General features: G+C 55.1%; 18 protein-coding genes. 13 read left to right on the top strand and 5 right to left on the bottom strand.

What is annotated here, in order from left to right:
• Positions 1-181: 181 nt before the first annotated feature.
• Positions 182-1,798, top strand: coding sequence for an EAL domain-containing protein (locus AC0TOF_RS13680; protein ID WP_473768675.1), 1,617 nt, complete (start codon positions 182-184; stop codon positions 1,796-1,798).
• Between the two features lie 100 nt (positions 1,799-1,898).
• The gene (locus AC0TOF_RS13675; RefSeq protein WP_104754751.1) at positions 1,899-2,084 is read left to right on the top strand and encodes a hypothetical protein; all 186 of its coding nucleotides are present in this window, start codon (positions 1,899-1,901) and stop codon (positions 2,082-2,084) included.
• A 27-nt stretch (positions 2,085-2,111) separates the two neighbouring features.
• On the opposite strand, the gene AC0TOF_RS13670 is transcribed toward AC0TOF_RS13675, so the two are convergent.
• Positions 2,112-2,798, bottom strand: coding sequence for an HAD family hydrolase (locus AC0TOF_RS13670; RefSeq protein ID WP_473768674.1), 687 nt, complete (start codon positions 2,796-2,798; stop codon positions 2,112-2,114).
• Between the two features lie 105 nt (positions 2,799-2,903).
• On the bottom strand, positions 2,904-4,694 hold the full coding sequence (locus AC0TOF_RS13665) for a chloride channel protein (protein WP_473768673.1): 1,791 nt from the start codon (positions 4,692-4,694) through the stop codon (positions 2,904-2,906).
• A 322-nt stretch (positions 4,695-5,016) separates the two neighbouring features.
• On the opposite strand from AC0TOF_RS13665, the gene AC0TOF_RS13660 reads away from it, so the two are divergent.
• A complete protein-coding gene (locus tag AC0TOF_RS13660) occupies positions 5,017-6,150 on the top strand; it encodes a DNA methyltransferase (RefSeq protein WP_473768672.1) in 1,134 nt (377 codons plus the stop codon).
• A 130-nt stretch (positions 6,151-6,280) separates the two neighbouring features.
• On the opposite strand, the gene AC0TOF_RS13655 is transcribed toward AC0TOF_RS13660, so the two are convergent.
• Together AC0TOF_RS13655 and mutY are read right to left on the bottom strand one after the other, a co-directional pair.
• The gene (locus AC0TOF_RS13655; protein ID WP_473768671.1) at positions 6,281-6,895 is read right to left on the bottom strand and encodes an HAD family hydrolase; all 615 of its coding nucleotides are present in this window, start codon (positions 6,893-6,895) and stop codon (positions 6,281-6,283) included.
• The gene (gene mutY / locus AC0TOF_RS13650; protein WP_473768670.1) at positions 6,892-7,986 is read right to left on the bottom strand and encodes an A/G-specific adenine glycosylase; all 1,095 of its coding nucleotides are present in this window, start codon (positions 7,984-7,986) and stop codon (positions 6,892-6,894) included. Before mutY ends, AC0TOF_RS13655 begins: the two co-directional genes overlap by 4 nt.
• A gap of 155 nt (positions 7,987-8,141) precedes the next feature.
• On the opposite strand from mutY, the gene AC0TOF_RS13645 reads away from it, so the two are divergent.
• The 9 genes from AC0TOF_RS13645 (at position 8,142) to AC0TOF_RS13605 (ending at position 21,564) form a co-directional block, all read left to right on the top strand.
• Positions 8,142-8,909 (top strand): glycosyltransferase family 25 protein, encoded by a 768-nt coding sequence (locus AC0TOF_RS13645; protein WP_473768669.1) that lies wholly within the window; start codon positions 8,142-8,144, stop codon positions 8,907-8,909.
• A 185-nt stretch (positions 8,910-9,094) separates the two neighbouring features.
• On the top strand, positions 9,095-10,165 hold the full coding sequence (locus AC0TOF_RS13640; protein WP_473768668.1) for an O-antigen ligase family protein: 1,071 nt from the start codon (positions 9,095-9,097) through the stop codon (positions 10,163-10,165).
• Complete coding sequence (locus AC0TOF_RS13635; protein ID WP_473768667.1) at positions 10,162-11,139, top strand: SDR family NAD(P)-dependent oxidoreductase; 978 nt, start codon at positions 10,162-10,164, stop codon at positions 11,137-11,139. Before AC0TOF_RS13640 ends, AC0TOF_RS13635 begins: the two co-directional genes overlap by 4 nt.
• The gene (locus AC0TOF_RS13630; RefSeq protein WP_473768666.1) at positions 11,136-11,663 is read left to right on the top strand and encodes a DUF721 domain-containing protein; all 528 of its coding nucleotides are present in this window, start codon (positions 11,136-11,138) and stop codon (positions 11,661-11,663) included. Before AC0TOF_RS13635 ends, AC0TOF_RS13630 begins: the two co-directional genes overlap by 4 nt.
• 196 nt (positions 11,664-11,859) lie before the next feature.
• A complete protein-coding gene (locus AC0TOF_RS13625) occupies positions 11,860-12,513 on the top strand; it encodes a DsbA family protein (protein ID WP_122003308.1) in 654 nt (217 codons plus the stop codon).
• Positions 12,514-12,594: 81 nt separating this feature from the next.
• Positions 12,595-16,053 (top strand): chromosome segregation protein SMC, encoded by a 3,459-nt coding sequence (gene smc, locus AC0TOF_RS13620; protein ID WP_473768665.1) that lies wholly within the window; start codon positions 12,595-12,597, stop codon positions 16,051-16,053.
• 24 nt (positions 16,054-16,077) lie between these two features.
• Entirely contained in the window at positions 16,078-16,995 is a 918-nt protein-coding gene (locus tag AC0TOF_RS13615; RefSeq protein ID WP_473768664.1) for a cation diffusion facilitator family transporter, read from the top strand.
• Between the two features lie 230 nt (positions 16,996-17,225).
• Positions 17,226-20,501 (top strand): Ti-type conjugative transfer relaxase TraA, encoded by a 3,276-nt coding sequence (traA, locus tag AC0TOF_RS13610; protein WP_473768663.1) that lies wholly within the window; start codon positions 17,226-17,228, stop codon positions 20,499-20,501.
• Between the two features lie 412 nt (positions 20,502-20,913).
• Positions 20,914-21,564 carry a hypothetical protein gene (locus tag AC0TOF_RS13605; RefSeq protein ID WP_473768662.1) on the top strand — a complete coding sequence of 217 codons (651 nt, stop codon included), beginning with the start codon at positions 20,914-20,916 and terminating at the stop codon, positions 21,562-21,564.
• Positions 21,565-21,660: 96 nt separating this feature from the next.
• Here the strand turns inward: AC0TOF_RS13605 and AC0TOF_RS13600 are convergent, their stop codons facing one another.
• Entirely contained in the window at positions 21,661-22,005 is a 345-nt protein-coding gene (locus AC0TOF_RS13600; RefSeq protein ID WP_473768661.1) for a VOC family protein, read from the bottom strand.
• Positions 22,006-22,231: 226 nt separating this feature from the next.
• Here AC0TOF_RS13600 and ppdK point away from each other — a divergent pair, with 226 nt between their 5' ends.
• Positions 22,232-24,895, top strand: coding sequence for a pyruvate, phosphate dikinase (gene ppdK, locus AC0TOF_RS13595; protein WP_473768962.1), 2,664 nt, complete (start codon positions 22,232-22,234; stop codon positions 24,893-24,895).
• Positions 24,896-24,942 lie beyond the last annotated feature (47 nt).

The following is a 24,942-nucleotide window of genomic DNA, read 5'->3' as shown; positions in this document are numbered from 1 at the left end:
GTGAAATATAGATTTTTCGATGCTTTGTTTTTTGAATAAGAAATGAATGGCGGTTTCGGATGTGCTTATCCAAATCCCGATTCTTTTCTTTGATTTTCTGATATATGGGTTTATCACGTCAAAATTAGGCAGAATGATAATCCCCTAAGCATACTGTGATATATTTGAGGTAAGGGTTCGCATGCGATTTGATCGCAGTAAAATTCTAAATCCTACTCCGCTTGTTTTGCTTTTCATCCTGTTTCTCGGCGCGGTTTCCGGACAGTGGATAGGAAACTGGCTTCGAATTATCGATGAAGAGCGGCACATGAATAATCATATGTCCGCATTGCTTTCCCATGCAAATCGTCTGGCTGTCTCTGCCCGAGAAACCATTGAGGCTGCCAATCGCTCGCCCTATGTAATGTGTTCTCCGCAAGAAATGGCTTATCTGCGCAAGCTGGTTTTTTCAGGATATCACATCAAGGATATAGGCCGGCTCCGTGCTAATCGCCTGATCTGCTCTACGCTGCTCAGTGACATTCCTGAACAATCTGAGCGTCCTCCCGCCGATATCAATTTGCCTGATGGTACCTATGTTTATGGCGAAGGATACCTGATCACGCCGGGCAGCCGAGGTTTCGTGATAGGCAAAGATGCAGCCAATGTGGTGTTGAGTTCGGCTGCGTTCGATTTGCTCCTCACGAAGCAATACAGCTTTGCTGTCTATATGCGCGATGCAAAGCGCAAGCATTTCGCACGTCTATACGATTATCGGTCTGGTAATTTCCCAGCCCCGGATTTCGACAATCTTGAGCGACAATATGACGTGTTCGGCAGTGTCATCAAGGAATATCGTTGCGACGGCAAAATGGGTATTTGCATTGCCCTCAAGGCGCAATTGGATACGTCTGGCAATTCAGCCCGGTGGAAGTCTTTTATCGCGACCAGTCTCGGATTGCTGGCGGGTGCAACAGTAGGCCTGGGCGGAATTGCTTATCGTACTCGTGAACGCCCCTTGGCTTCCATGCTCAACCAGGCGCTGAACGCCCGGCAGCTTGAGGTCGTCTACCAGCCGGTGATCAATGTGGCGGACGCCAGTCTTACGGGCTTTGAGGCTCTGCTGCGCTGGCAACTTCACACAGGAGACATGATTCCGCCCGACGTATTTATCGCTGAGGCCGAAGAGAAGGGCATGGCAGGACGGGTAACCGCCTATGTCGTGGATCGGGTTTTGGACGACATGGGGGATTTGTTGCGCCTTAACCGGAATATCCAGATCAATATCAACATCACTGCAAGCGATGTTCAGGCGTCCGCGTTTCAGAAAAGTATCCAGGCGAAATTGGCGAGCGCGGACGTCGAACCCCGCCAGATCGGTCTCGAATTGACCGAACGAACGGCAGTGGATTTCTCGAAAGCGTCGGAAGGCATCAGGCAGCTGCGCGAACAGGGACACAAGGTCTATATCGATGACTTTGGAACGGGCTATTCAAGCCTTTCCTATCTTGGCGAGCTGCATATCGATGCGATCAAGATAGACAAGGCCTTCACCCGCACTGTCTGTGCGGAGGGAGATATGGTGTCGATCGTGCCAGAGATCATATCGATGGCGCGGCAGCATGATCTCGGCATCGTGGTTGAAGGCATCGAAACGGAAGCCCAGGCCGATTATTTTCGCAAAATGGACACGCCAATGACTGCGCAAGGCTGGTTTTACGGCAAGCCTCTGCCAGCGGGCGAGGCGGCTGCGCTGCTGATGGGCGGGTTACCCAAATCCAGGCGGAAGCGCAGCAGAGCTTTTCAGGAAAAAGCCTGACTGGACCGATGCTGTGGATAAATACGGACCGATAAAATTCTAATTAAATGCAACTGCCTGCGTGAAATGAATGGCAACAGGTTTCGGCTAGTGTGTTCTCATGAAACAGAAATATGAACGCATTCTTGAACCAACGGACACCTGGGCGATCTTCGATACGTCCACCGGCGAACCCGTCATCATGGGAACCCGCTTGCTGATCGGCCTCTCTGAAAGTGAAGCCGAAGAGCTTTTGGCAATTCTCAATGCCCCGCCCAAGGGACGCAACAAGCAGTCCGCCGCCTGACCAAAGCCAGGCGTCGGATTATCTCATTCAGGCATCGGTCCAGATAGACAGAGCTTCAATAACGCTGGGCAGATCCTTGTGGCGATGGATGACGGTCTCCGCACCGGCATCGGTCAGCTTGTCGGCATGACCGGGATAGGTGTGAGCACCGCCCGTAAAGCCAATCACACGCATGCCAGCGGCACGCGCGCCCTGAATGCCATGCGCGGAATCTTCAATGACGATGACGTTCTTCGGGTCGACCCCGAAATGCTTGGCGGCGTACAGAAAAACGTCAGGCGCGGGCTTGGTTTTTTTTGTGCCGACTTCTTTCGCCGAAAAGATGTCGGGTGCAAACAGTTCATAGAGGCCAACGCGCTTCAGCATGCTTTCTAGACGCTGACCGGTCGAATTGGAGCAGATGCATTTCGGCAGCTTCAGTGCCGATACCACTTCCACAATATCTTCAACCGCCTGAACCTCGTTCGCGAGCCTCTCGTCCAGAATTTTTTCGGACTTATCGAGAAGCGACGCTGAAAGCGGAATCCCGGCTTCGCGCTCTACGGTGAGAAGAATATCCTGCCACGTCAAACCAGCGAAACGTTCAGCCATTTCATCCGCGGCGATCTGATAACCGGCTTCGGTGAGAAGAGTGGACTCGACTTCGGCCGCGATGATTTCGGAATCCACCAAAACGCCATCGCAATCGAAAATGATGAGGGACGGTGCCGCCATGATCATAGCCTTTTTATTGGGAGGAGTTGGCACCGGCAGCAGCCGGAAATACCGAGCTTGAGCTACACCTTTATGGTGGAGCCGTCAAATCGGGTCCGCTCGATTTCAGACCTCACCGGAAACTTCGCGCCGTCGCCGATCCAGCTCTTCACTGTAGCGGCGCAGCGTGTGTGCTTCACTCAGGAGGCCAAGAACCTTGCGTTCCTGTGCGTTGTTCACCACGGCCAGCGCTTCGCTTTCTGCCCGGTCGAAACGGACAACGGCTTCCTTGGCGTTCATCTGCGGCAGCAGGAACTCATCCTGATACTTGAGAAGCTCGCGGATGCTGTGTTCGCCATCGGATGTATCGAAGCTGTCGGCATACACTTCCGGAACCGGAATCATGCCGACATAACGCCCCTCAGCATCCACCGCGATTACGCGCTGCGTCGATCCAAGCGGAAAATCGTGGCGGAATGTTTCGATATCGGTATCGATCGGCACGGTCCGCACGTCGTGTCGCATCATCCGATTGACGGTGAGGTTCCGTATCCATCCAATATCGTGAGCGGACCGGATGGCTTCGCCGCGCAGATGGAAGCGCCACGTCGCGAAGGAATAGCCGAATGTCTTTCGTACCATCAGCGAGGACGAAACCACAGCGCCGAGCACGAGCATGGAGATCGGAAAGTCGCCGGTCAGCTCTAGCGCAAGGAAGGTCATGGTCATCGGTCCGCCAACGACTGCAACCGCAAGCGAGCTCATGCCGATGACGGCATAGACTTCCGGTGCAAGAGCCAGACCGGCTGGCAACACCGCTCCGGCCACTGCTGCAAACAGCTTGCCGGTCAGCGCACCGAGAAACAGCGACGCGAAGAACAAACCGCCGCGAAAGCCCGAGCCGATGGACACGGCAGAAGCGAACGATTTGGTGAGGATCAGGAGCATAAGCGCGGGAATGGTGATGTTTGCGTTCAGGTCGAGGTGCAGGGCGCCATGGCCTGAAGCCAGAACCTGCGGAGAAAAAAATGCAATCATTCCAACGATGGCGCCGCCGATTGCGGGCGCCATCACGTTGGGCACCACGCTGCGCCGGGCAAACGTTTCCACAAATGTAACGCCACGCATGATGAGAATGGCGATGGTTGCCGAAAAGAAACCCAGAACGAGTGCAGGCACATAGTCGCGTGGCGTGACATCATTGATCTGGCCGATATCAATGATAAAAGGGGCGCCGCCGATTGCCTGTGTCACCAGAGCTCCGATGATCGCAGCCACAACGACAGGAGCCAGCGTGGCGATGGAATAGACGCCGATGATGAGTTCGAATGCGTAAAATGCCCCGGTGAGGGGCGCATTGAAGGCGCTGGCGATGGCTGCCGCAGCACCACAACCGACTAGCGTTCGCAAATCCGCGCGGCGAAGTTTTAGCGCCCTGCCAATGCGGGACGCGAAGCCGCTTGCAAGCTGCGTATAGGCTGCTTCCAGTCCGACCGATGCACCGAAGCCATTGGCAATCAGGTTCTGTCCGACGAGAATAAAGCTGTCCGTGAGCGACAGGCGCCCACCGTGAAGTGCATTTGCTTCGATCGGGTCAACGATGGGGCGCTTGCGCCAGCGCGCGAGAACCCAGATGACGATCCCCATAAGAATGCCGCCCGCAAGAGGAGCAATATAAGCGCTTGGTTGCAACGATGCAGCTGAACTGAGTTTTTCACCGGGTTCCAATGCGAAGATTGCCTGGTGCATCCATTGCGAAATGCTGCCGATCGCAGCAACCATCAGCCCGGAGATGATGCCGATGATCGTACCGGCGATGACGAGACCGATTTCGCTGCCGCGAACCAATGCGCGCATGCGAAAGGGGACAAAGAGGACACGCAAATATCGATTATGCCGTAGTTCAGCGATATTCATCACAAAATACACCGGACAAGCGGGCCGATCGCGGGCCCGCTGCGCAAATTCAGAAGTTGACGGTCGATCATAGCCAAAAAGGGATAACCAAGCCTTATCGATGACGAGACGATAACGCCACCATTGCATAGCGATAGCGGCGTTAAGATGACAGGCGGCAAATGTTGGGAACACTTGGCACCGCAAAAGCCCGCAACCGCGGACATTTTCCGGAGATTAAGAAAAGATTTACGATTTCAATCACTTGGCGTTAACTGCATATTTACCCTACCCGGTAACCATAAGGACAAGTTTTTTGCGTCCACAGGTAATCGAGTATCCCATGTCTCTTGTACGTCTTGCACATGAGTTGCCCATCGAGGCTCCGCGTACCGCCTGGCTTGACTCCATCATCAAAGGTGATTGCGTTGCGGCTCTGGAACGCCTGCCGGATCATTCCGTGGACGTCATCTTTGCCGATCCTCCCTATAATCTCCAGCTTGGCGGTGATTTGCATCGTCCCGACCAGTCGATGGTCAGCGCGGTTGATGACCACTGGGATCAGTTCGAAAGCTTCCAAGCTTATGATGCGTTCACACGCGCCTGGCTTATGGCTTGCCGCCGTGTCCTGAAGCCGAACGGCACCATCTGGGTCATCGGTTCCTACCACAATATTTTCCGCGTCGGCTCGCAGTTGCAGGATCTCGGTTTCTGGCTTTTGAACGACATCATCTGGCGCAAGACGAATCCGATGCCGAATTTCCGTGGCCGTCGCTTCCAGAATGCCCATGAAACGCTGATCTGGGCCTCGCGGGACCAGAAGGGCAAGGGCTATACCTTCAACTATGAAGCGATGAAGGCCGCCAATGACGATGTGCAGATGCGTTCGGACTGGCTGTTCCCGATCTGCACCGGTTCAGAACGCCTCAAGGATGAAAACGGTGACAAGGTTCACCCCACCCAGAAGCCGGAAGCGCTGCTCGCCCGCATCATGATGGCATCCAGCAAGCCGGGAGACGTCATTCTCGACCCGTTCTTCGGTTCCGGCACGACGGGTGCGGTTGCAAAGCGCCTCGGACGCCACTTCGTCGGCATCGAACGCGAACAGAACTATATCGACGCGGCAACGGCACGCATCGACGCCATTGAACCGCTCGGCAAGGCTGAGCTCACTGTGATGACCGGCAAGCGGGCCGAGCCGCGCGTGGCATTCACCAGTGTTATAGAGGCCGGTCTTCTTCGTCCGGGCACGGTGCTCTCCGATGAACGCCGCCGTTTCGCTGCCATTGTCCGGGCCGATGGTACGTTGGCTGCCAATGGCGAAGCGGGTTCGATCCATCGTATGGGGGCAAAGGTCCAGGGTTTCGATGCCTGCAATGGATGGACTTTCTGGCACTACGAGGAAAACGGTGTGCTGAAGCCAATCGACGCCTTGCGCAAGGTCATTCGCGACCAGATGGCAGTAGCAGGCGCGTAAAACCTGTTCGAACTGCCTGCTCGCTGCTCTTAATTCTTTATCGGACGGCCTCCAGCACAGTCTGATGGTGAGGCGTTCGAAGCTTCGGCTTCGAACGCCTTCACTGTTTTGAGACCATGGGAAGTCAGGCTCAGAAAGCGAGACCCAGCGCTTTCAAATCAGCGCCAAGCTTGCTCGCATCCGTAAAGTGCACCGCCTGCCAGCCAGCCTGTCTGGCACCATCCACATTGTGCATCGTGTCATCAATGAAAAGGGTTGCCGCCGGATCGAGGTCGAATGAGGCAACGTGATGATCGTAGATTTCCCGGTCCGGTTTCAGCATGCGGATGTCGCCGGATACAGTGACGCCCCGGCTTTCAGTGAGAAATGGAAACCGGCCTTGCGCTTCACGGAAAGTATCCGAAGCGAAATTCGTCAGCATGGTGACGTCGTTGCCGTGGGCGATCAAGCCCCGTAGAACTTCGACGCTGTCTTTATAGGCGTGCGGGACCATGCGGTTCCAGTTCTGCCGGAACGCGCGGATATAATCGCTTTTCTCGGGATAAGTATTGATCAGAAGCTCTTCCGCTTCCTGCCAGGTCCGGCCCCGATCCTGTTCGATATTCCATGCGCTGGTGCAAATATTTTCCAGGAACCAACGTCGTTCCGAGGCGTCAGGAATGATGTCCAGATAGGCAAGTTCAGGGTCATAATGAATAAGAACCCGGCCTATATCGAAGACTACGTGTTTGATGGGACTGCTCAACGGTATTTTCTCCCCTGTTTGAAAGCTTCAGGCACGGCGGCGGTAATCGCTTTTTTCATGACAGTCGGCAGTGCTTCCTCGGCAAGCTCGTCCGGCCCGGACCACCAGCCTTCATTGGATGCAGCCTTGCTGACATTGTCCGATCGATAGACAGAGAGCCGCAGTTCGAAATGTGTGAAGACATGCGTGATCGAACCGGTGGCGGTCCATCGCGCCGGGAATGGCGCAGCGCTGACCGTCGCATCTCCGTCAATGCGCGCGGTCCAATGGCTGCCCGGAACCTCGGTCATCCCGGCGAGCAGGCCTTCCCCTTTTCGCTTGCGCAGAAGGATTGAACCATCGTCTGCGATGGCAATGAATGCCGCTCCGGTGCGTATGGGTTTTTCGGCTTTGGGCGCCTTGACCGGAAACTCCTCCGGGTCGCGCGAGCCAAGAGCCATGCAGCGGTCATTCAGCGGACAGATCGCGCAAGCTGGACGCCTTGGCGTGCATATGGTTGCGCCCAGATCCATCATCGCCTGTGCAAAATCGCCGGGCCTGTTGCTTGGGGTCAATTGCGCCATGAGCGTGCGGATTTCCGGCTTTGCTGCGGGCAGTGGCGTGTCGATTGTGTAAAGCCGCGAGATCACACGTTCCACATTGCCGTCCACGACTGCAACCGCTTCGCCAAACGCGATTGCGGCGATTGCCGCCGAAGTATAGTCGCCGATGCCCGGCAGTTCCTTCAAAGCTGCGGCATTGTCTGGAAACGCGCCGCCATGCTGCATGACGACGGCGTCGGCGCATTTTTTCAGGTTGCGAGCCCTCGAATAGTAGCCAAGTCCGGCCCACGCACGCAGGATATCGTCCTCGCTCGCCTGTGCCATATCCTGAACGGTGGGCCAGCGTGCTACGAAATTCACAAAGTAGGACTTGACCGCCTCGACCGTTGTCTGCTGAAGCATGATTTCGGAGAGCCAGACGCGATAGGGATCAGGCTTAACACCCGATGCCTGTTCAGGTGGACTCACGCGCCATGGCAAAACACGATGGTGCCGGTCATACCAGTGCAGGAGCTTTGTGCTTTGATCGGAAGTGGCGGAATTCAGCATGAGAAGGGTATCGGGTAACAGTTGGGCAGCATTCTGATTAATGCCTTATTTTTACAATTGATAGAAACAATGCTGTGCATATTTGAACCGTGCGCATAGAAGTTTGTCTATGAGTCTCCTGACATGCCTCATTGCTTTCAGCGGAAAGAGAATAAGTGGACCGTTCTGTACCTGTCTATGTCATCAATCTTGCCCGTTCTCGAGACCGCTGGGACAGGTTGAAGTCCAGCGCAGATCGGTTTTCCATTGATTTGAGGCGCATTGAAGCGGTCGAGGGCAAGCTGCTACCTCCTGAGGAACTTGTAGATTTCGATGAGGCAGGGTTCCGCCGCTGGCACGGAAAAATTGCAATGCCGGCAGAAATAGGCTGTTATTTCAGTCATATCCGGGCATTGGAAGCCATAGTGGATGCACCTGAGCCCTTTGCGGTGATTGTGGAAGATGACATCGTTTTTACTCCCGCTTTTGCACCATTCCTCACGCATTTGACAAACACAACAGGCTGGGATGCCGTGAAACTTGTCAATCACCGAACCGCTGCTTTCACCCCTTTTACGAGTATTGATAGTCAGTTTTCAATTGGCCGTTGCCTGCATGGGCCGCTCGGGAGTTCTGCGGCTTATGTTGTCACCCGGGAAGGGGCTTCGAAATTGCTGAAAGCGCTTCGTCCCATGCGCCTTCCCTACGATGTCGCATTGGAAAGAGGGTGGGCTGGCGCATATCAGATTTTCACGACTGACAAGCCGGTCGTTGAGTTTTCGAATATCGCGATTTCCACCATCGCTGAGGGACGCTCAGCTTACGCCAAGAAACGTTTACCCGCATACAAAAGGATTAGTACGCTTGTCTTTCGAGCGACTGACTATGTTCGGCGAATCGCTTACGCTTTAAATAAGAAGGTGCTAAAAGAGGCAGAAGGTTGAGTTATTTCAAAAAGTCTTTTCTCTTGCGGCGCCGGGTGGATTCCTGGGTTCTCGGAGTTGCATCGGCGGCAATGCCCATTCGTGTTGGCTTAGGTCCGCTGATCCTTTTCGTCTTTTCATGTATCGGTATTTATCTGGCATGCGCTCGTCATGCGACCACGCGCATGTTCGCCAGGAAATTCTATTTGTTCATAATTTTATATGCTGTCTGGTCGTTGGGCCTGATCCTGTTCCGGGGGGAGCCTTTCAGCGATAACCGACAGATCGGCTATACGCTGTTGATTGCGATTTTCGCTTTCGCCGGTTCGGGAATGGTGCTTGTCCGGGACCCTCTGCGAGCTTATGTGCTTGGCGCGCGTGTTGGAACGCTGCTCGCCGTGATAGTCGCGCTCTATCTTTCTGTGACTGATGGGGGGCGTATAGGTGTCGGCGGCAATCAGGCAGTCTTTGCATTCGTTGCGGGCGTTGCAGCGATTTCGGCGGCGATCCCGTTGCGTGCGGCTTCGCGTTACTTGCCGAATGGTCCGCAGTGGCTGATATTGGGTTTTGCAGCGGTTTTGACGTCCGAAACCCGGGCGGTCATCGTGGTGTTGCCGATTTTCGCAGCCGTGGAAATTCTCATCTTCCTGAAGCGCTTCAGTATCAGGCAACAAGGAGCGGCCTATGCGGTACTGTTTGCAGCAATAGCGGCTCTCGTTGTGGTAGGACCGGTTGGCAGCATCATTTCCAAACGTTTCTCTGGAATGATCGAATATTACGATACCGGGCACGCGGCTGACTGGGAAGACAAGGTTTCGGCAGATATTCGCGAGGTCATGTGGAGGAGTGCGTCTAGTGTTATCGCCGCCCATCCTCTTGCCGGTGTCGGTTCCTATTCAAAGATGGATTATGTGAGGGCCGAGGCGGGCGACAAGGCGTCGATGCTTGACGGCTTCCGCCACGTTCATAATACGGTGCTCGACGAGTTGCTGAACGACGGCGTTGTCGGTCTCATCTTCATGGCCTGTGCGTTTATCTCCATCTTCCTCTATTTGTGGCGAACTGCCGATAGCTGGGCAATGCGGCGAGCCTTGATCTACTTCGCCCTCGTGTGCGGCAGCTACGGGATGTTGCACAATCCGCTGTTGCACGAGGTGACGATCTCCTCGACCATGTTCTTCCTTGCAGCGCTGAACGCGGCTGCGTCGAGGCGTATCATGGCGGCACGACGCGCCGGACTCACCTCATATGTTTTAGGAAAGAAATCACCTGCATGAAAGCGATCGTAACGGGTGCCGCCGGGTTCATCGGTTTCCATACCGCGCAACGTCTGCTGGATGAGGGCTGGCAGGTCGTAGGCATCGACAATGTGAACGACTATTATCCTGTGGCTCTAAAGGAAACACGTCTTTCCAGGCTGCTTATGCGTGAAGGCTTCCGGTTCGCAAAGGCGGATATCTCGGATGCGGCAGCATTCAATGCCGCGATTGGGACTGACCGGGATGCCGATATCATCGTGCATCTGGCTGCGCAGGCGGGCGTGCGTTATTCCATCGAAAACCCTTCGGCCTATATTTCTGCCAATGTTCAGGGACAGGTCACCGTTTTTGAATCTGCACTGAGACTGGAGAAGCGACCGCCCGTGGTCTATGCCAGTTCGTCGTCGGTCTATGGCGCAAACGAAAAGGTGCCTTTTTCCGAAGCCGATCCTGTCGATCATCCGGTTTCGATCTATGCCGCGACAAAGCGCTCGGGTGAATTGCTGGCTTACTCCTACCGCCACGTACACAAACTCCATTCCACGGGCCTGCGCTTCTTCACGGTCTACGGCCCCTATGGACGACCGGACATGGCGCCGTGGCTGTTCACGTCCGCGATCCTCAAGGGGGAGCCAATCCGCGTATTCAACAGTGGCGAAATGCAGCGGGATTTTACCTTCGTGGAGGATATCGTCAGCGGCGTGGTTGGCGCGGTGCGACGCATGCTCGAGACGCCGCAAGATACGGCGCCTGTCTACAATCTCGGCAACAACCGGCCAGTCATGCTCAACGATTTCATATCTGCGATTGAAAAAGCGACTGGCAAGCAGGCGATCCGCAAGCTGGAACCCATGCCGGCTGCGGACGTACCGCGCACCTATGCCGATATTACGCTCGCCGCCCGCGACCTTGGCTTTAGTCCGAAAACGACACTCGATCAGGGGATTCCTTTGTTTGTTGAGTGGTTTCGCGGCTATAATGGAGCGCGATGAGCGAACAAACCTCCAGGCGCGGTTTCAGGCCGCTTGCAGATATGGCTTCGGGTCTGGTCGACCCGATGCTGCAGAAACGTGCCGGTATCAATCTCGCCTTGCTTCAGTCGTGGGAAGATATTGTCGGCCCCGCCATTGGCGCAAGCTCGCGCCCGCTGCGCATCATCTGGCCGCGTCGCCTGCATGAGGATGATTCTTTTTCCCCGGCAACGCTGATTATTGCATGCGAAGGCTTCGCAGCCTTGCAAGTCCAGCATGAAACAGGCGAAATCATCAGTCGTATCAACGGATTTCTCGGTTTCTCGGCGGTCGGGCGCATCCGCATCGAGCAGAAACCGCCTCTTATACCGGCCAAACGCCGGGTCAAGCGGCTGGCGCCGCTCGGGCCTGCAGATGAGCGCCGTATCGACAAGGCGACAGACGCTATTGAAGACGATGCGCTTCGCGCTGCACTTGCCCGACTTGGCAAGAACATTCTCGCAGAAAAGCGGACCACTGGCCGAAAGGGCGTCAAGGACAAGTGAATTGTGCTGGCCGCCATAAATTTGATGCAAGCTTTCAGCAGTTTGTAAGCGGCACCCCACTTAATTGTCGCAAATATGAAGACAAAAAATGCAAGGTGCTGACTTTCATGTGAACGCTGCGGGTCTAGCGAAGTGCGATCTGCCGCTTTAGATTGTGTGTCGAAGTCAACTATTGAAACAGGACTGGATGATTCGGATGCCTGCAGCGTTTAATCGCAGACACGTTATTTCTCTTGCCGGGGCAGCGGCTGCCGGGCTGGCTTTTGCCGGTGGCGCGAACGCGCAGCAGCGTAGCCCGGAAGGCACTGTCGATGCTGCCAAGATTGCCGAAGCAGGCAAGCTGAAGGACATGGTCTACGGCAAGGCCGACGCGCCGGTCACCATCGTTGAATATGCATCGCTGACCTGCCCGCATTGTGCGGATTTCACGATCAACACTTTCCCGAAAATCAAGGAAAAATATATCGATACGGGCAAGGCGCGGCTCATCTTCCGTGAGTTTCCATTCGACCCGCGCGCGACGGCCGCCTTCATGCTGGCGCGCTGCGCACCGGAAGACCGTTACTTCCCCATGGTCGACGTTTTTTTCAAGCAGCAGCAGCAATGGGCGACCGCCGACGACGCCAAAGCTGCTCTCCTGCAAATTGCGAAACTTGCCGGTTTTACACAGGAGTCCTTCGAGGCTTGCTTGACGAACCAGCAACTTCTCGATGATGTGAGAGCAACGATGGAGCGTGGATCGACGGATTTCGGTGTGAATGCAACGCCGACTTTCTTCATTAACGGACAAAAATACGCTGGAGCGCTTTCGGTTGACGAAATGTCGGCAATCATCGACAAGCTTCTCTGATCCGTTTTTCAGATCGAAAAGCGGGCGCTTCTCTGCGCCCGCTTTTTGCGTTTCTGGGATAATAGCGGGAGGAGCTTGCTGATGCGCTTCTCCAAGCTGCGCCTTGTCGGTTTCAAATCCTTCGTCGAGCCGATGGAATTCGTTATCGAAGGCGGGCTGACGGGCGTCGTCGGTCCGAACGGTTGTGGTAAATCCAATCTGGTCGAAGCGCTGCGTTGGGTGATGGGTGAAAACTCATACAAGAACATGCGCGCCTCCGGCATGGACGATGTGATTTTCTCGGGCTCTGCCACGCGGCCTGCGCGCAATACGGCGGAAGTCACGCTTTTTCTCGACAATTCGGACCGTAGCGCGCCAGCCAGCTATAATGATGCCGACGAGTTGCAGGTTTCGCGCCGCATCGAACGCGAATCCGGCTCGGTCTACCGCATCAACGGCAAGGAAGCGCGTGCCAAGGACGTGCAGCTTCTCTTCGCGGATCAGTCGACAGGCGCACGTTCGCCCTCCATGGTCGGTCAGGGGCGTATTGGTGAGCTTATTCAGGCAAAGCCGCAGGCCCGTCGCGCGCTTCTCGAAGAAGCGGCGGGCATTTCCGGCCTGCATACGCGCCGCCATGAAGCCGAGCTGCGGCTGCGTGCCGCCGAGACCAATCTGGAGCGTCTGGACGATGTGGTTGGCGAATTGGGCAGCCAGATCGAAAGCCTGAAACGCCAGGCACGGCAGGCGAACCGCTTCAAGGCGCTTTCCGCAGATATCCGCCGGGCGGAAGCCGCCCTCCTGCACTTGCGCTGGTCGCAGGCAAAGGCGCAGGAAGGCGAGGCGCAAAGCGCATTGGCACAGGCAACCTCCGCTGTGGGCGACATGGCGCAGGCGCAGATGAACGCTGCAAAAGCGCAAGCAGTCGGCGCGCACAAGCTGCCCGAACTGCGCGAGGCCGAAGCGAAAGCTGCTGCCGCATTGCAGCGCCTCTCCATTGCCCGGACCCAGCTTGACGAGGAAGGCGAACGTCTTCGCGCCCGCCGGGCTGAACTGATGAAGCGGCTTGAACAGCTTTCTGCCGACATTGCGCGCGAAGAAGAAATGATGCGCGAGAATGCCGATATTCTGGCGCGGCTCGATGAGGAGGAGCAGGAGCTGATCGCTTCTGCCGAAGAATCCGGCGAACGGGATCAGGAATTGCATGCTCTGTTCCAGGAAGCGGAAATGCGCTTGCAGGACAGCGAGAATGCATTGTCCCACGTAACGGCTGAACGTGCGGAAGCTGCTGCTGAGCGTGCGCAGATCGAGCGGGCTTTGAAGGAAGCCCGTGACCGCCGCGACCGCTTGGCTGTCCAGATGGAAGCAATCGAGCGTGATATTGCCGCTGTCGCGGAGCAGATCGGCGGGCTGTTCGATCCAGCGGAAAAACGCATCGTGGTGGACCGTTGTGCGGAAGCCTTGGCCTCAGCCGAGGAAATGGTTGCCAGCGCGGAAGAGCTTGTTGCAAGCGCGCGCGAGGCGGAAGCCGCCAGCCGCCTGCCTTTGAGCGAAGCGCGCACCGAACTGAACCGTATCGAAACGGAAGCGCAAACGCTGGCCCGCATTCTGAATGCCGGTGAAACGGGGCAATTCCCGCCAGTGGTGGAAGAATTGCGCGTCGAGAAGGGCTATGAAGTGGCGCTTGGCGCAGCACTTGGCGAAGACCTCGATGCAGCCAGCGATGAGCGCGCGCCCGTCTATTGGGCTTACAACCCTGCCGCCAACGCCGATGCAGCCCTGCCGGAAGGCGTGACGCCGCTGGATCGGCTGGTGGAAGGGCCGCGGCAATTGCGCCGCAGGCTGGCGCAGGTCGGCGTCGTTTCGGACGGCGACGGCAAGCGCCTGCAAGCCTTGTTGCAGCCGGGCCAGCGGCTGGTGAGCAAGGCCGGTGCACTCTGGCGCTGGGACGGTTACACGGCGAGCGCCGATGCACCAACGCCAGCGGCCCAGCGGCTGGCCCAAAAAAACCGGCTGGCGGAGCTTGAACAGGAAGCCGTTGCCGCCCGCAAGCGTGCAGAGCAGGCCGAACAGGATGTGCAGCGCACCGAGGCCGGCGTTCGCGAGGCCATCGAGCAGGAGCGTGTCGCCCGCGATCAATGGCGCGCAAACCAACGCAAGCTCGATGAAGCGCGCGAAGCTTTGGCCGCTGCCGAACGCGCGGCAGGTCAGCTTGCCACGCGCCGTGCTGGTCTTGAAGACAGCAAGGCGCATCTGGAGGAAAATCTCGAAGAGGCCCAGATTCGCGTTACGGAAGCGGAAGATCGGCTTGGCGAAATGCCGGATATCGAGGCGATTGGCGCTCGCCTTGCAGCATTGAGCAGCGAAGTCATGTCGGATCGCACTGCTTTGGCAGAAGCGCGCGCCGCCTATGAGGGACTGCGTCGCGAAGCCGACGCGCGCAAGCGGCGACTGGAAATGATTGCGCTGGAGCGCCGCAACTGGAAATCCCGTGCGGAAAATGCCGACCGCCATATAGCGGCGCTGAATGATCGTCGCGCGGAAACAGCGGATGAGGTCGAGGCGCTGGCGGAAGCGCCAGACGAGATCGAAAGCCGCCGCCGTGCGCTGCTGAATGAACTGTCGCAAGCCGATGCCCTTCGCAAGCAGGCGGCTGACGTTCTGGCCGAGGCCGAGGCCGCGCAGGCCGAACTCGACAAGTCGGCGACCCTTGCCATCCAGCAGCTGGCGGCAAGCCGCGAACAGCGGGCGCGCGCCGAAGAACGTCTTGCGGCGGCGGAAGAGCGGCGCAAGGATGCGGAAGCCCGTATCGCCGAAGCTTTGAACTGCCCGCCGCACGAGGCTATACGCCAGACAGGTTTGAAGCCGGATGAAGCTCTGCCGGACCCAGATCAGCTGGAACGCCAGCTGGAACGGTTGAAGATCGAGCGCGAGCGGCTTGGCGCAGTCAACCTGCGCGCCGAAGAGGAGCAGCAGGAACTTTCCGGGCGTCTCGATACCATCGTCTCCGAGCGGGAAGACGTGATCGAGGCGATCAAGAAATTGCGTCAGGCAATCCAGAGCCTCAATCGTGAGGGACGCGAGCGTCTGCTGGCTGCATTCGACGTAGTAAATGTGCAGTTCCAGCGCCTGTTCACACATCTCTTCGGTGGCGGCACGGCGGAACTGCAACTGATCGAAAGTGACGATCCGCTGGAAGCCGGGCTGGAAATTCTCGCCCGTCCGCCGGGCAAGAAGCCGCAGACCATGACGCTGCTTTCCGGCGGTGAGCAGGCTCTGACGGCTATGGCGCTCATTTTCGCGGTGTTTCTCACCAATCCGGCGCCGATCTGCGTGCTGGACGAAGTGGATGCACCGCTCGATGACCATAATGTCGAGCGCTACTGCAATCTCATGGATGAAATGGCGGCTTCGACCGAAACACGCTTTGTGGTCATCACCCATAACCCGATCACCATGGCGCGCATGAACCGTCTGTTCGGTGTCACCATGGGCGAGCAGGGCGTAAGCCAGCTTGTGTCGGTAGATTTGCAGACAGCGGAACGCCTGCGTGAAGCAGGCTGATACATAACCTGTATGGAGGGCGGCATGAGCGGCGATCACGATCATGGAGACGTCAGCAACACGTCGCTTCCCAGGCTTTGGATCGCCTTCGCCCTGACCAGCTTTTACATGATCGCCGAGATCGTCGGCAGTTTCATCACCGGCAGCCTCGCGCTATTATCCGATGCCATGCATATGGCGACTGACAGCTTTGCGCTTCTTCTTGCCTTGATCGCCATTTATCTGGGCCGGCGGCCAGCTGATATTCTTCGCACCTATGGCTATGCCCGCTTTGAAATTCTTGCGGCGTCAGTCAATGCGCTGCTGTTGTTGGGTGTGGCTTTCTTTATTCTTTATGAAGCCTATGAGCGTCTCTGGCGTCCCGCAGAAGTACAGTCCGTCGGTATGATGATCGTTGCCGTGATCGGCCTTATCGTCAACCTGATTTCGATGCGTGTCTTGACGGGGCATAAGGATGAAAGCCTGAACGTCAAAGGCGCTTATCTTGAAGTCTGGGCGGATATGCTGGGTTCAGTCGGCGTGATTGTCGGGGCCGTGATCATTTATCTGACTGGATGGGAGTTGGTGGATTCACTGATCGCGATCGGCATCGGCTTCATGGTATTTCCACGCACATGGGTTTTGCTCAAGGAATGCATCAATATTCTGCTGGAAGGGGTTCCGGCCGGACTGGACCTAGATGATCTGCAGAAAGCCGTTCTGGCTGTGCCCGGCGTGGCGACGCTCCACGACCTGCATATCTGGTCGCTGACCAAGAACCAGAAATCCCTGACCGCGCATATCGTATTGACGCGCGGCGCAGACGGCGAAACCGTACGTCGCGCGGTGGAACATCTCTTGCAGGAACAATACGATCTTCATCACACCACTCTGCAGACAGAAGCGGTGGACCGCGTGGCCGTTGAAGAGGTGCATAAAATTATGACTACTCAGAGAATATAGTTGTTATAATTGATATAAATAAGATTTTAACATATTTTGCGCGATTTATAACTATATATTTCACTAATAATTTGTAAATATACTACCAAAGCGACTATTTTCATGCATCAATGTAAATATTTTATGTCGAATGTGGTGCAAATTTGCACGTGATCACCGTTTGATAAGCCTGTTACAAAGATGCTTTTCGTCAGGTGACTTATCCTGGTTCAAAGCGCGAGTCAGTAACGTTGGCGATTGCCTATTTGCGAGTCAGTTTTATTAGTCGTGGTAAGGGACAAAGTGCGCTGATTGCTGCAGCCTATCGCCACCGGACAATTATGTATTTCGAACGTGAAGGAACAACGGTTGATTTTTCAAAGAAGGAAGGCCTCATCCACGAGGAGTTTATGTTGCCGGCAGCTTCTCCTGAATGGGTCCGTGCAATAGCTCAGGGCTCGGTTGGGCAAGCTTCGGAGAGCTTCTGGAACTTCGTCGAGGCTTCAGAGAGGCAGGTGCATGCGCAACTGGCGCGCGAGGCCATAATCGCTTTACCTAACCAGTTGCTTCCAAGCCAGAACATTGCACTCGTGCGAGAATTTATCGAAACGCATGTTTTGTCTAGAGGCATGGTGGCCGACTGGGTTTATCATGACGAGCCTGGCAATCCTCATATACACTTGATGATGAGTCTTCGGCCTCTCACGAACGAAGGTTTCGGTGCCAAAACGATAGTAATTTGCGATGAAACCGGGTCTCCAAAACGACGCGCTAACGGACAGTTGGTGCGGACGCAATGGGGTGGAAATAGAACTGATTTTTTACGGTTCCGTAATGGATGGTTTGAGTGCCTGAATCGGCATCTTGCTCTCGCTGGCTTTGACCTGCATATCGACGGACGGTCCTACTCAGAACAAAACCTTGACATCGTGAGTATGGTCCATGTCGGCCCTGCAGCGTCAGGTATTGTTCGAAAAGCCAAAGACGCGAGTAAAACCGACCATGTCCGTCGTGCTGAGTTAAACCAATACCGCAAAGACGAAAATCTGCAGCGAATCATCAGGCGGCCAAGTATCGTCCTTGATATCGTAAGTTCGGAAAGGAGTGTTTTCGAAAGAAAAGATTTGGAGAACATTATTCGCAGATATTCGAACGATAATGCCCTTTGTTCGCATCTTTCTGTGGAGATTCTAAAAAGTCCAGAAGTGCTAAGAATCGATGGGGCGCCGTTTCAACTCAACAAAAAAAATCCGATTCTGGAAAAGTTCACCACGAAAAGATTGATCAGGATGGAAGCCCGAATGGCTACGACTTCGATCCGTCTTTCGAAGCTTAAAAGCCATCCAGTTCAGGCTAGCCGAATGGATGAGATCTGTGATCGTCACAGCTGGCTCAACAAGGAGCAACGAACAGCGATCCGTTATCTGGTCGACGGGCAGAGCATAGCTGTTGTCGTGGGAAGGGCTGGGACAGGAAAAACTTCCATGCTGAAAGTAGCCGCTGCGATATGGAGGGACGCAGGCTATACTGTGCTTGGGGGCGCTCTGGCTGGAAAAGCAGCCGAAGGGTTGCAAAACGGTGCGCATATACAAAGTCGCACGCTGGCATCGTGGCAACACCGTTGGGATGTCGGAAAAGACCGGATTGATTCTCGAACGGTGTTCATTGTTGACGAAGCGGGTTTGGTTGCGTCAAGGCAGATGGCTGCTTTCCTGCAAGTTGTTAAAGACGCCGGTGCCAAAATTGTGCTGGTTGGTGATGCAGCGCAGCTACAGCCTATTGAAGCGGGTGCTGCGTTCAGAGCAATCGCGGACAAGGTAGGCTATGTAGAGCTTGAGACAATTTTCCGTCAGCGAGAGGCCTGGATGCGTAAAGCGTCGGCTTGCCTGGCGACCAATAAAACTAAGTTGGCGTTGGACGAATACGATGTCCACGGGAAAATCCATTCCTGCAGAAACAAAGACGAGGCACTTGCACGGCTGATTGCAAATTGGGACGAAGCCAAGTCGAAAGGTGTAAATTCGCTTATCCTTGCGCATTTGCGACGTGACGTGCAGCAGCTCAACCTGCTTGCTCGGCAGAAACTCATAGACAGAGAACTAATCGGACGGGAATTTTCATTCGAGTCCATTAACGGTCCCAGAAAAATAGGAAAAGGCGAACAGCTGATTTTCTTGCGAAACGATAGCTCATTGGGCGTTAAAAACGGGACCGTTGGCCAGGTGGTATCTGCCGCTCGAAACGCAATTGTCGTTCGGATTGCAGAAGGTGGAAAGTATCGTGAAGTCAATGTAAATAGTGAAAATTATAATGAAATTGATTACGGATATGCAACGACAATACATAAATCGCAGGGTGTAACTGCTGATAGTGTTAATGTTCTTGCTTCTTCAACAATGGATCGGAATTTGACTTATGTTGCGATGACGCGCCACAGAAGCGATCTGAATATATACTATAGCAAAGGCATATTCAAAAACAAAAATGCACTTGAAGCGGTACTTTCGCGCAATAATACCAAGGAAACCACTCTCGATTATGATAACGGTCCCATCTACATGCAAGCATTGAGGTTTGCTCAATACCGAGGACTAAATCTGCTTAGGGTTGCGCGGACACTTTATTATGACCGTCTCTCCTGGATCGCCGACCAGGCGAAACGGTTGCGGGAAATGGGTTTGCGGCTTCAAATATTTGCACGCTCCCTACCAGAGATCCAAAGAGAAGTGGCCATTACCGGCGAGGCTTTGGTGCCCGGTGTTTCAGAGTATACGAAATCGGTTTCCCAAGTCGTGGCGGCGCAATTGGCAGACCACCGTGCGCTTCAGCGTGATATCGAAATGATAAACTCGAGCCTAGAGAAGATCTTTAAGGATCCCGAGAGCGTCTTTAAGAAGCTGGAGATTTCATCGTTGTGGGTCGAGGAAGACAGCTGTCGAGCAAAGCTCAAACTGCTGAGGGATAAACCGGAGACCTTAGGAACCCTTCGAGGCCAAGCCGGCCTTTTTGCTGGCAGGCGAGCAAGACAGGAAAGAGAAGCCGTGCTCGACGCTGCGGGATATCTTGCGACTCAGATAAGTCTGCATCTTGATTATCGGAAAAAGTTGAAGGCGTCGTTGGAGCGAGATGAAATCGAGCGGCGCCAACGGATGAGCGTGGAAATTCCATATCCGTCCGAGGCTGCCCGGAATTATCTTGTAAAAGCAGGAAGATTGGGTGACGAACAGTATGCTCAACGTCATGAAGCTTACCGCTCTTTGGATCAAGGAGTGAAAGCGGAGCTTGAAGCTTTTGCAACGGCGATTGATCGCCGATTTGGGAATGGAGCATTCTTGGGGGCGTGTGACAGAGTTTCAATAGGACAAAAGCTCGCAAAGGTTATGGCGTATTGTACGGAAGAACAACGTCAATACGTTAACAACGCATGGAGCCTGTTACGAGCTGCTCAAAAAATTGAATCCGATAAGCTGCGGGTCAAAATTACCGAAATGTACAGCATAAAAAAATCAATTTCGTTGTCGATTTAAAGGAGACAAGCGTTTGCATGCACGATATAGGATTAGAAACAGCCGAACCTTTCAATAAAATGGTTTTCTATATTATTTTTCTTTTTTTATCTCTTCTTCTCTCCTCGCAAGTTCATTCTCTATTGCCTCTCGGATGAAGGAGGCGATTCTATATCTCCCCACCAAATCTGTGATCCGTTTCTTTGTCTCCTGCGACAACCTTATTTTTGTCGCTTGCATGTTCAGTGGCGGACGTCCCATGAAACTGAAATACTCACCTTCTAGTAACAGTCTTTGATTAGACTTAAAAATAAACGACGCCCTTTATTGACTTCAAAAAAGAGGTCGTTTATTCTATTGGCACCATCGGCTGAATAGCGTGTTGGCGCACGCCACTCAGCCTGACCATACCCAAGTGTACAGGACTCGGATCATGGCTGATTCTGAGAATAGCACAACTATGCCTCAGTTTACCCCTGGAAACCTGCTTAAATCTATCGAACCATTTAGGGAGGCTGTTTTACGTGATGCCTCCGAGAGGTTGGCTGCATCAAAGGCCGACCTTCACGACAGAAGTGGCGTTGATCCTGTCGTCTCGTATTGGCGACGGTGGAGCGCCACACACGCGAGAAGCAATGAACTGTGCCGTCTTCAGCAAGGATTAGAGACCAAACTTCTGAAGAAAATTAGCTTTTTGCCTCAAGCCGAGCAAGAACGTGTATCATCTCGCATTTTTCATTCCATCGACCAAATCAGGGGTCATGATGCTGGTTCGGAGGTGGCTGACGTTCAGGAATACGCAATAACAGAGCTGCAAGAAGCAAAAATCAATTGGCACGAAGTTAACGATGAATTGGATTACCGGAGCGCCTACAGGGATCATCTACAAATTCTAGATAGAGAGTTTGAGCTTGCTGAGGCTCTCTTCAATGCTCCGGCTAAGACACTCGTAGGGATTGTTGCAAAGCTTCATTGTATTCTCGAGATGCGAGATCCCCTCGGAGTTGAAGAGGGCGAACCATGGCCGCTGTTAAGGTCTATTCTGTTCGATTTACTCCGGGTCGAAAAAGATACCAGCTGGTAATCGAGCGAGCTTTAGGTGACCTAGCAATTCTTCCGTTCAGATCGGTAGCGGGCGCTAAATTCAGTATCGTTTCTGCTTTCGACGTGCTGCGAATCTTCATTGATCGCTCCAGATTGCCAATTCATTTCCGGCCGGATCTGTGAAATGAAAACGCCTGCCGCCGGGAAAGGAAAAGATGGGTTTCACAATGGTTCCGCCCGCATCAGTAACAGCCGCTAAAGCGTCTTCCAGCTGCGTAGCATAGAGTACGGGTAGAGGCTTTGCCATTGCCTGTCCGTCGGCGTCAAAACCGCCGTCAAGTCCCTCCGAAAAGACGGAGTAGGTTGGGCCATAATCAATGAAAGACCAACCGAAGGCGCGCGCATAGAAGTTCTTCGTCGCATCGAGCGAACCGTTTCCCGCTGGCATTTCCAGATAGTCGAGCTTACCTGTGATCCGCATTGTCAAACTCCATGTTCATCATTTGTTCTTAATTTGTTGTATCTGGTACACAGAGTCAATCTATAGCGGGGTCGTTGCCCCGCCTCTAATCGATTCTATTGTCGCGGCCTCGCTTTTTTGGTTGGCAGCAGTGTTGCTGATCGCATAAGCAACGAGGGCAGGTTCAGGGAGTGCTTGCAACTGTTGCGAGTCTTTCAAGAGCCATCCTGCATCAAGGGAGGCCATGATGGCGAAGTGGGTGTACACGTTCGGCGACGGCAAGGCAGAAGGTGCGGCAAGCGACCGTAATCTTCTCGGCGGCAAGGGAGCGAACCTGGCTGAAATGAGCAGCCTTGGTCTTCCAGTGCCCCCGGGCTTTACCATCACGACCGAAGTCTGCACCTATTATTACGATCATGAGCGTTCCTATCCGACCGAACTGAATGATCAGGTTCAGGCGGCTTTGATCCACATAGCGAAAGTGACGGGGCGCAATTTCGGCGATACCGAAAAGCCGCTTCTGGTGTCGGTGCGCTCCGGCGCCCGGGCTTCCATGCCGGGCATGATGGATACGGTGCTCAATCTCGGTCTCAACGATGAGACCGTGCAGGCCATTGCCCGCGAGGCGGGGGATGAGCGCTTTGCCTATGACAGCTATCGCCGCTTCATCCAGATGTATTCCGATGTCGTGCTGGGCGTCGACCATGGTTTCTTCGAAGAAATTCTCGAAGACAAGAAGGCCGATCTCGGCGTCGAGGTCGATACGGCGCTGACGGCAGAAGACTGGAAGGATGTCATCGGCTCTTACAAGGCCAAGGTCGAGGAAGAACTTGGCCAGCCTTTCCCGCAAGATCCACGCGAACAGCTTTGGGGCGCCATCGGCGCTGTCTTCTCAAGCTGGATGAATGCGCGCGCCATCACCTATCGTCGCCTGCACAATATTCCGGCGGCCTGGGGCACGGCGGTCAATGTGCAGGCCATGGTGTTCGGCAATATGGGCGAGACGTCAGCGACCGGCGTTGCCTTCACACGCAATCCCTCGACCGGCGAGAAGAAACTTTACGGCGAGTTCCTCGTCAATGCGCAGGGTGAAGACGTCGTCGCCGGTATCCGCACGCCGCAGAACATCACCGAGGAAGCGCGTATCGCAGCCGGTTCCGACAAGCCGTCGCTTGAAAAGGTGATGCCGGAAGCCTTTGCTGAATTCCTCAAGGTTGCCGACCGGATGGAACAGCATTATCGCGATATGCAGGACCTTGAATTCACCATTGAGCGCGGCAAGCTGTGGATGCTCCAGACCCGTTCGGGCAAGCGCACCGCAAAGGCAGCGCTGAAGATGGCCGTTGAAATGGCGGGCGAGGGCCTGATCACGCAGGAAGAAGCGGTTCTGCGCGTCGATCCCGCAGCGCTCGACCAGCTGCTGCACCCGACCATCGACCCACGCGCCGAGCGTCAGGTGATCGGTCAGGGGCTGCCTGCATCGCCGGGCGCTGCAACGGGCGAAATTGTCTTCTCTTCCGAAGATGCCGAACAGGCAAAATCGGAAGGCCGGAAGGTCATCCTCGTTCGCATAGAGACCAGCCCGGAAGATATTCACGGCATGCATGCGGCGGAAGGCATTCTGACGACACGCGGCGGCATGACCAGTCACGCGGCGGTCGTTGCCCGCGGCATGGGTAAGCCCTGTGTTTCGGGTGCGGGATCGCTTCGCGTCGATTATCGCAACGGTGTCATGCTTGCGGCTGGTCAGACCTTCAGGAAGGGCGACGTCGTCACGGTCGATGGCGGCACCGGACAGGTCCTGAAAGGCGCGGTGGCCATGCTGCAGCCCGAGCTTTCCGGCGATTTCGGCAAGCTGATGGAATGGGCCGACCGTACCCGCCGGATGAAGGTTCGCGCCAATGCTGAAACGCCTGCCGATGCCCGCACGGCGCGGTCGTTCGGTGCGGAAGGCATCGGCCTGTGCCGTACCGAACATATGTTCTTCGACGGAAGCCGCATCGTCGCCATGCGCGAGATGATCCTTTCTGACAATGAAGAAGGCCGACGCGCGGCGCTGGCAAAGCTTTTGCCCATGCAGCGTTCGGATTTTGTCGAGCTTTTCGAGATCATGAAGGGCCTTCCCGTCACGATCCGCCTGCTCGATCCGCCATTGCATGAGTTCCTGCCGCATACGGATGAGGAAGTTGCCGAAGTTGCCCGGTCTATGGGCGTCGATGCGGCAAAGCTGCGTGAACGCGCGGATAGCCTGCATGAGTTCAACCCGATGCTGGGCCATCGCGGTTGCCGTCTGGCCGTATCCTACCCGGAAATCGCGGAAATGCAGGCACGGGCGATTTTTGAAGCCGCCGTCGAGGCTGGCAAGAAGACCGGCGAACATGTGGTGCCGGAAGTGATGGTGCCACTGGTCGGCCTCAAGGCCGAGCTGGATTTCGTCAAGGCGCGCATCGATGCTGTTGCCAAGGATGTCATGGCTGAGGCAGGCATCAAGATCGACTATATGGTCGGCACAATGATTGAACTGCCGCGGGCCGCCTTGCGCGCTGCCGAAATTGCCGAAACCGCCGAGTTCTTCTCGTTTGGCACCAACGATTTGACGCAGACGACCTTCGGCATTTCGCGCGATGACGCATCGTCATTCCTGACTTCGTATCAGCAGCGAGGCGTGATCGAACAGGACCCGTTCGTGTCGCTCGATCTCGAAGGTGTCGGTGAACTGGTGGAAATCGCCGCTGAACGCGGACGAAAGACCCGCGAAAAACTCAAGCTCGGCATTTGCGGCGAGCATGGCGGTGATCCGGCGTCGATCGCCTTCTGTGAGAAGACCGGTCTCGACTATGTTTCCTGTTCGCCGTTCCGCGTGCCGATTGCCCGTCTCGCAGCGGCACAGTCGGCTGTGCGCAAGGTTTGACAGTACGCCATAATTTGGCTTAGCTGCCGGGGTAGTTCCCCGGCGGT

It is taken from the genome of Ochrobactrum sp. PL_is501, from assembly GCF_055816895.1.
The sequence above is the reverse complement of the archived record's forward strand: the minus strand, read 5'-3'. Positions and strand labels throughout refer to the sequence as shown.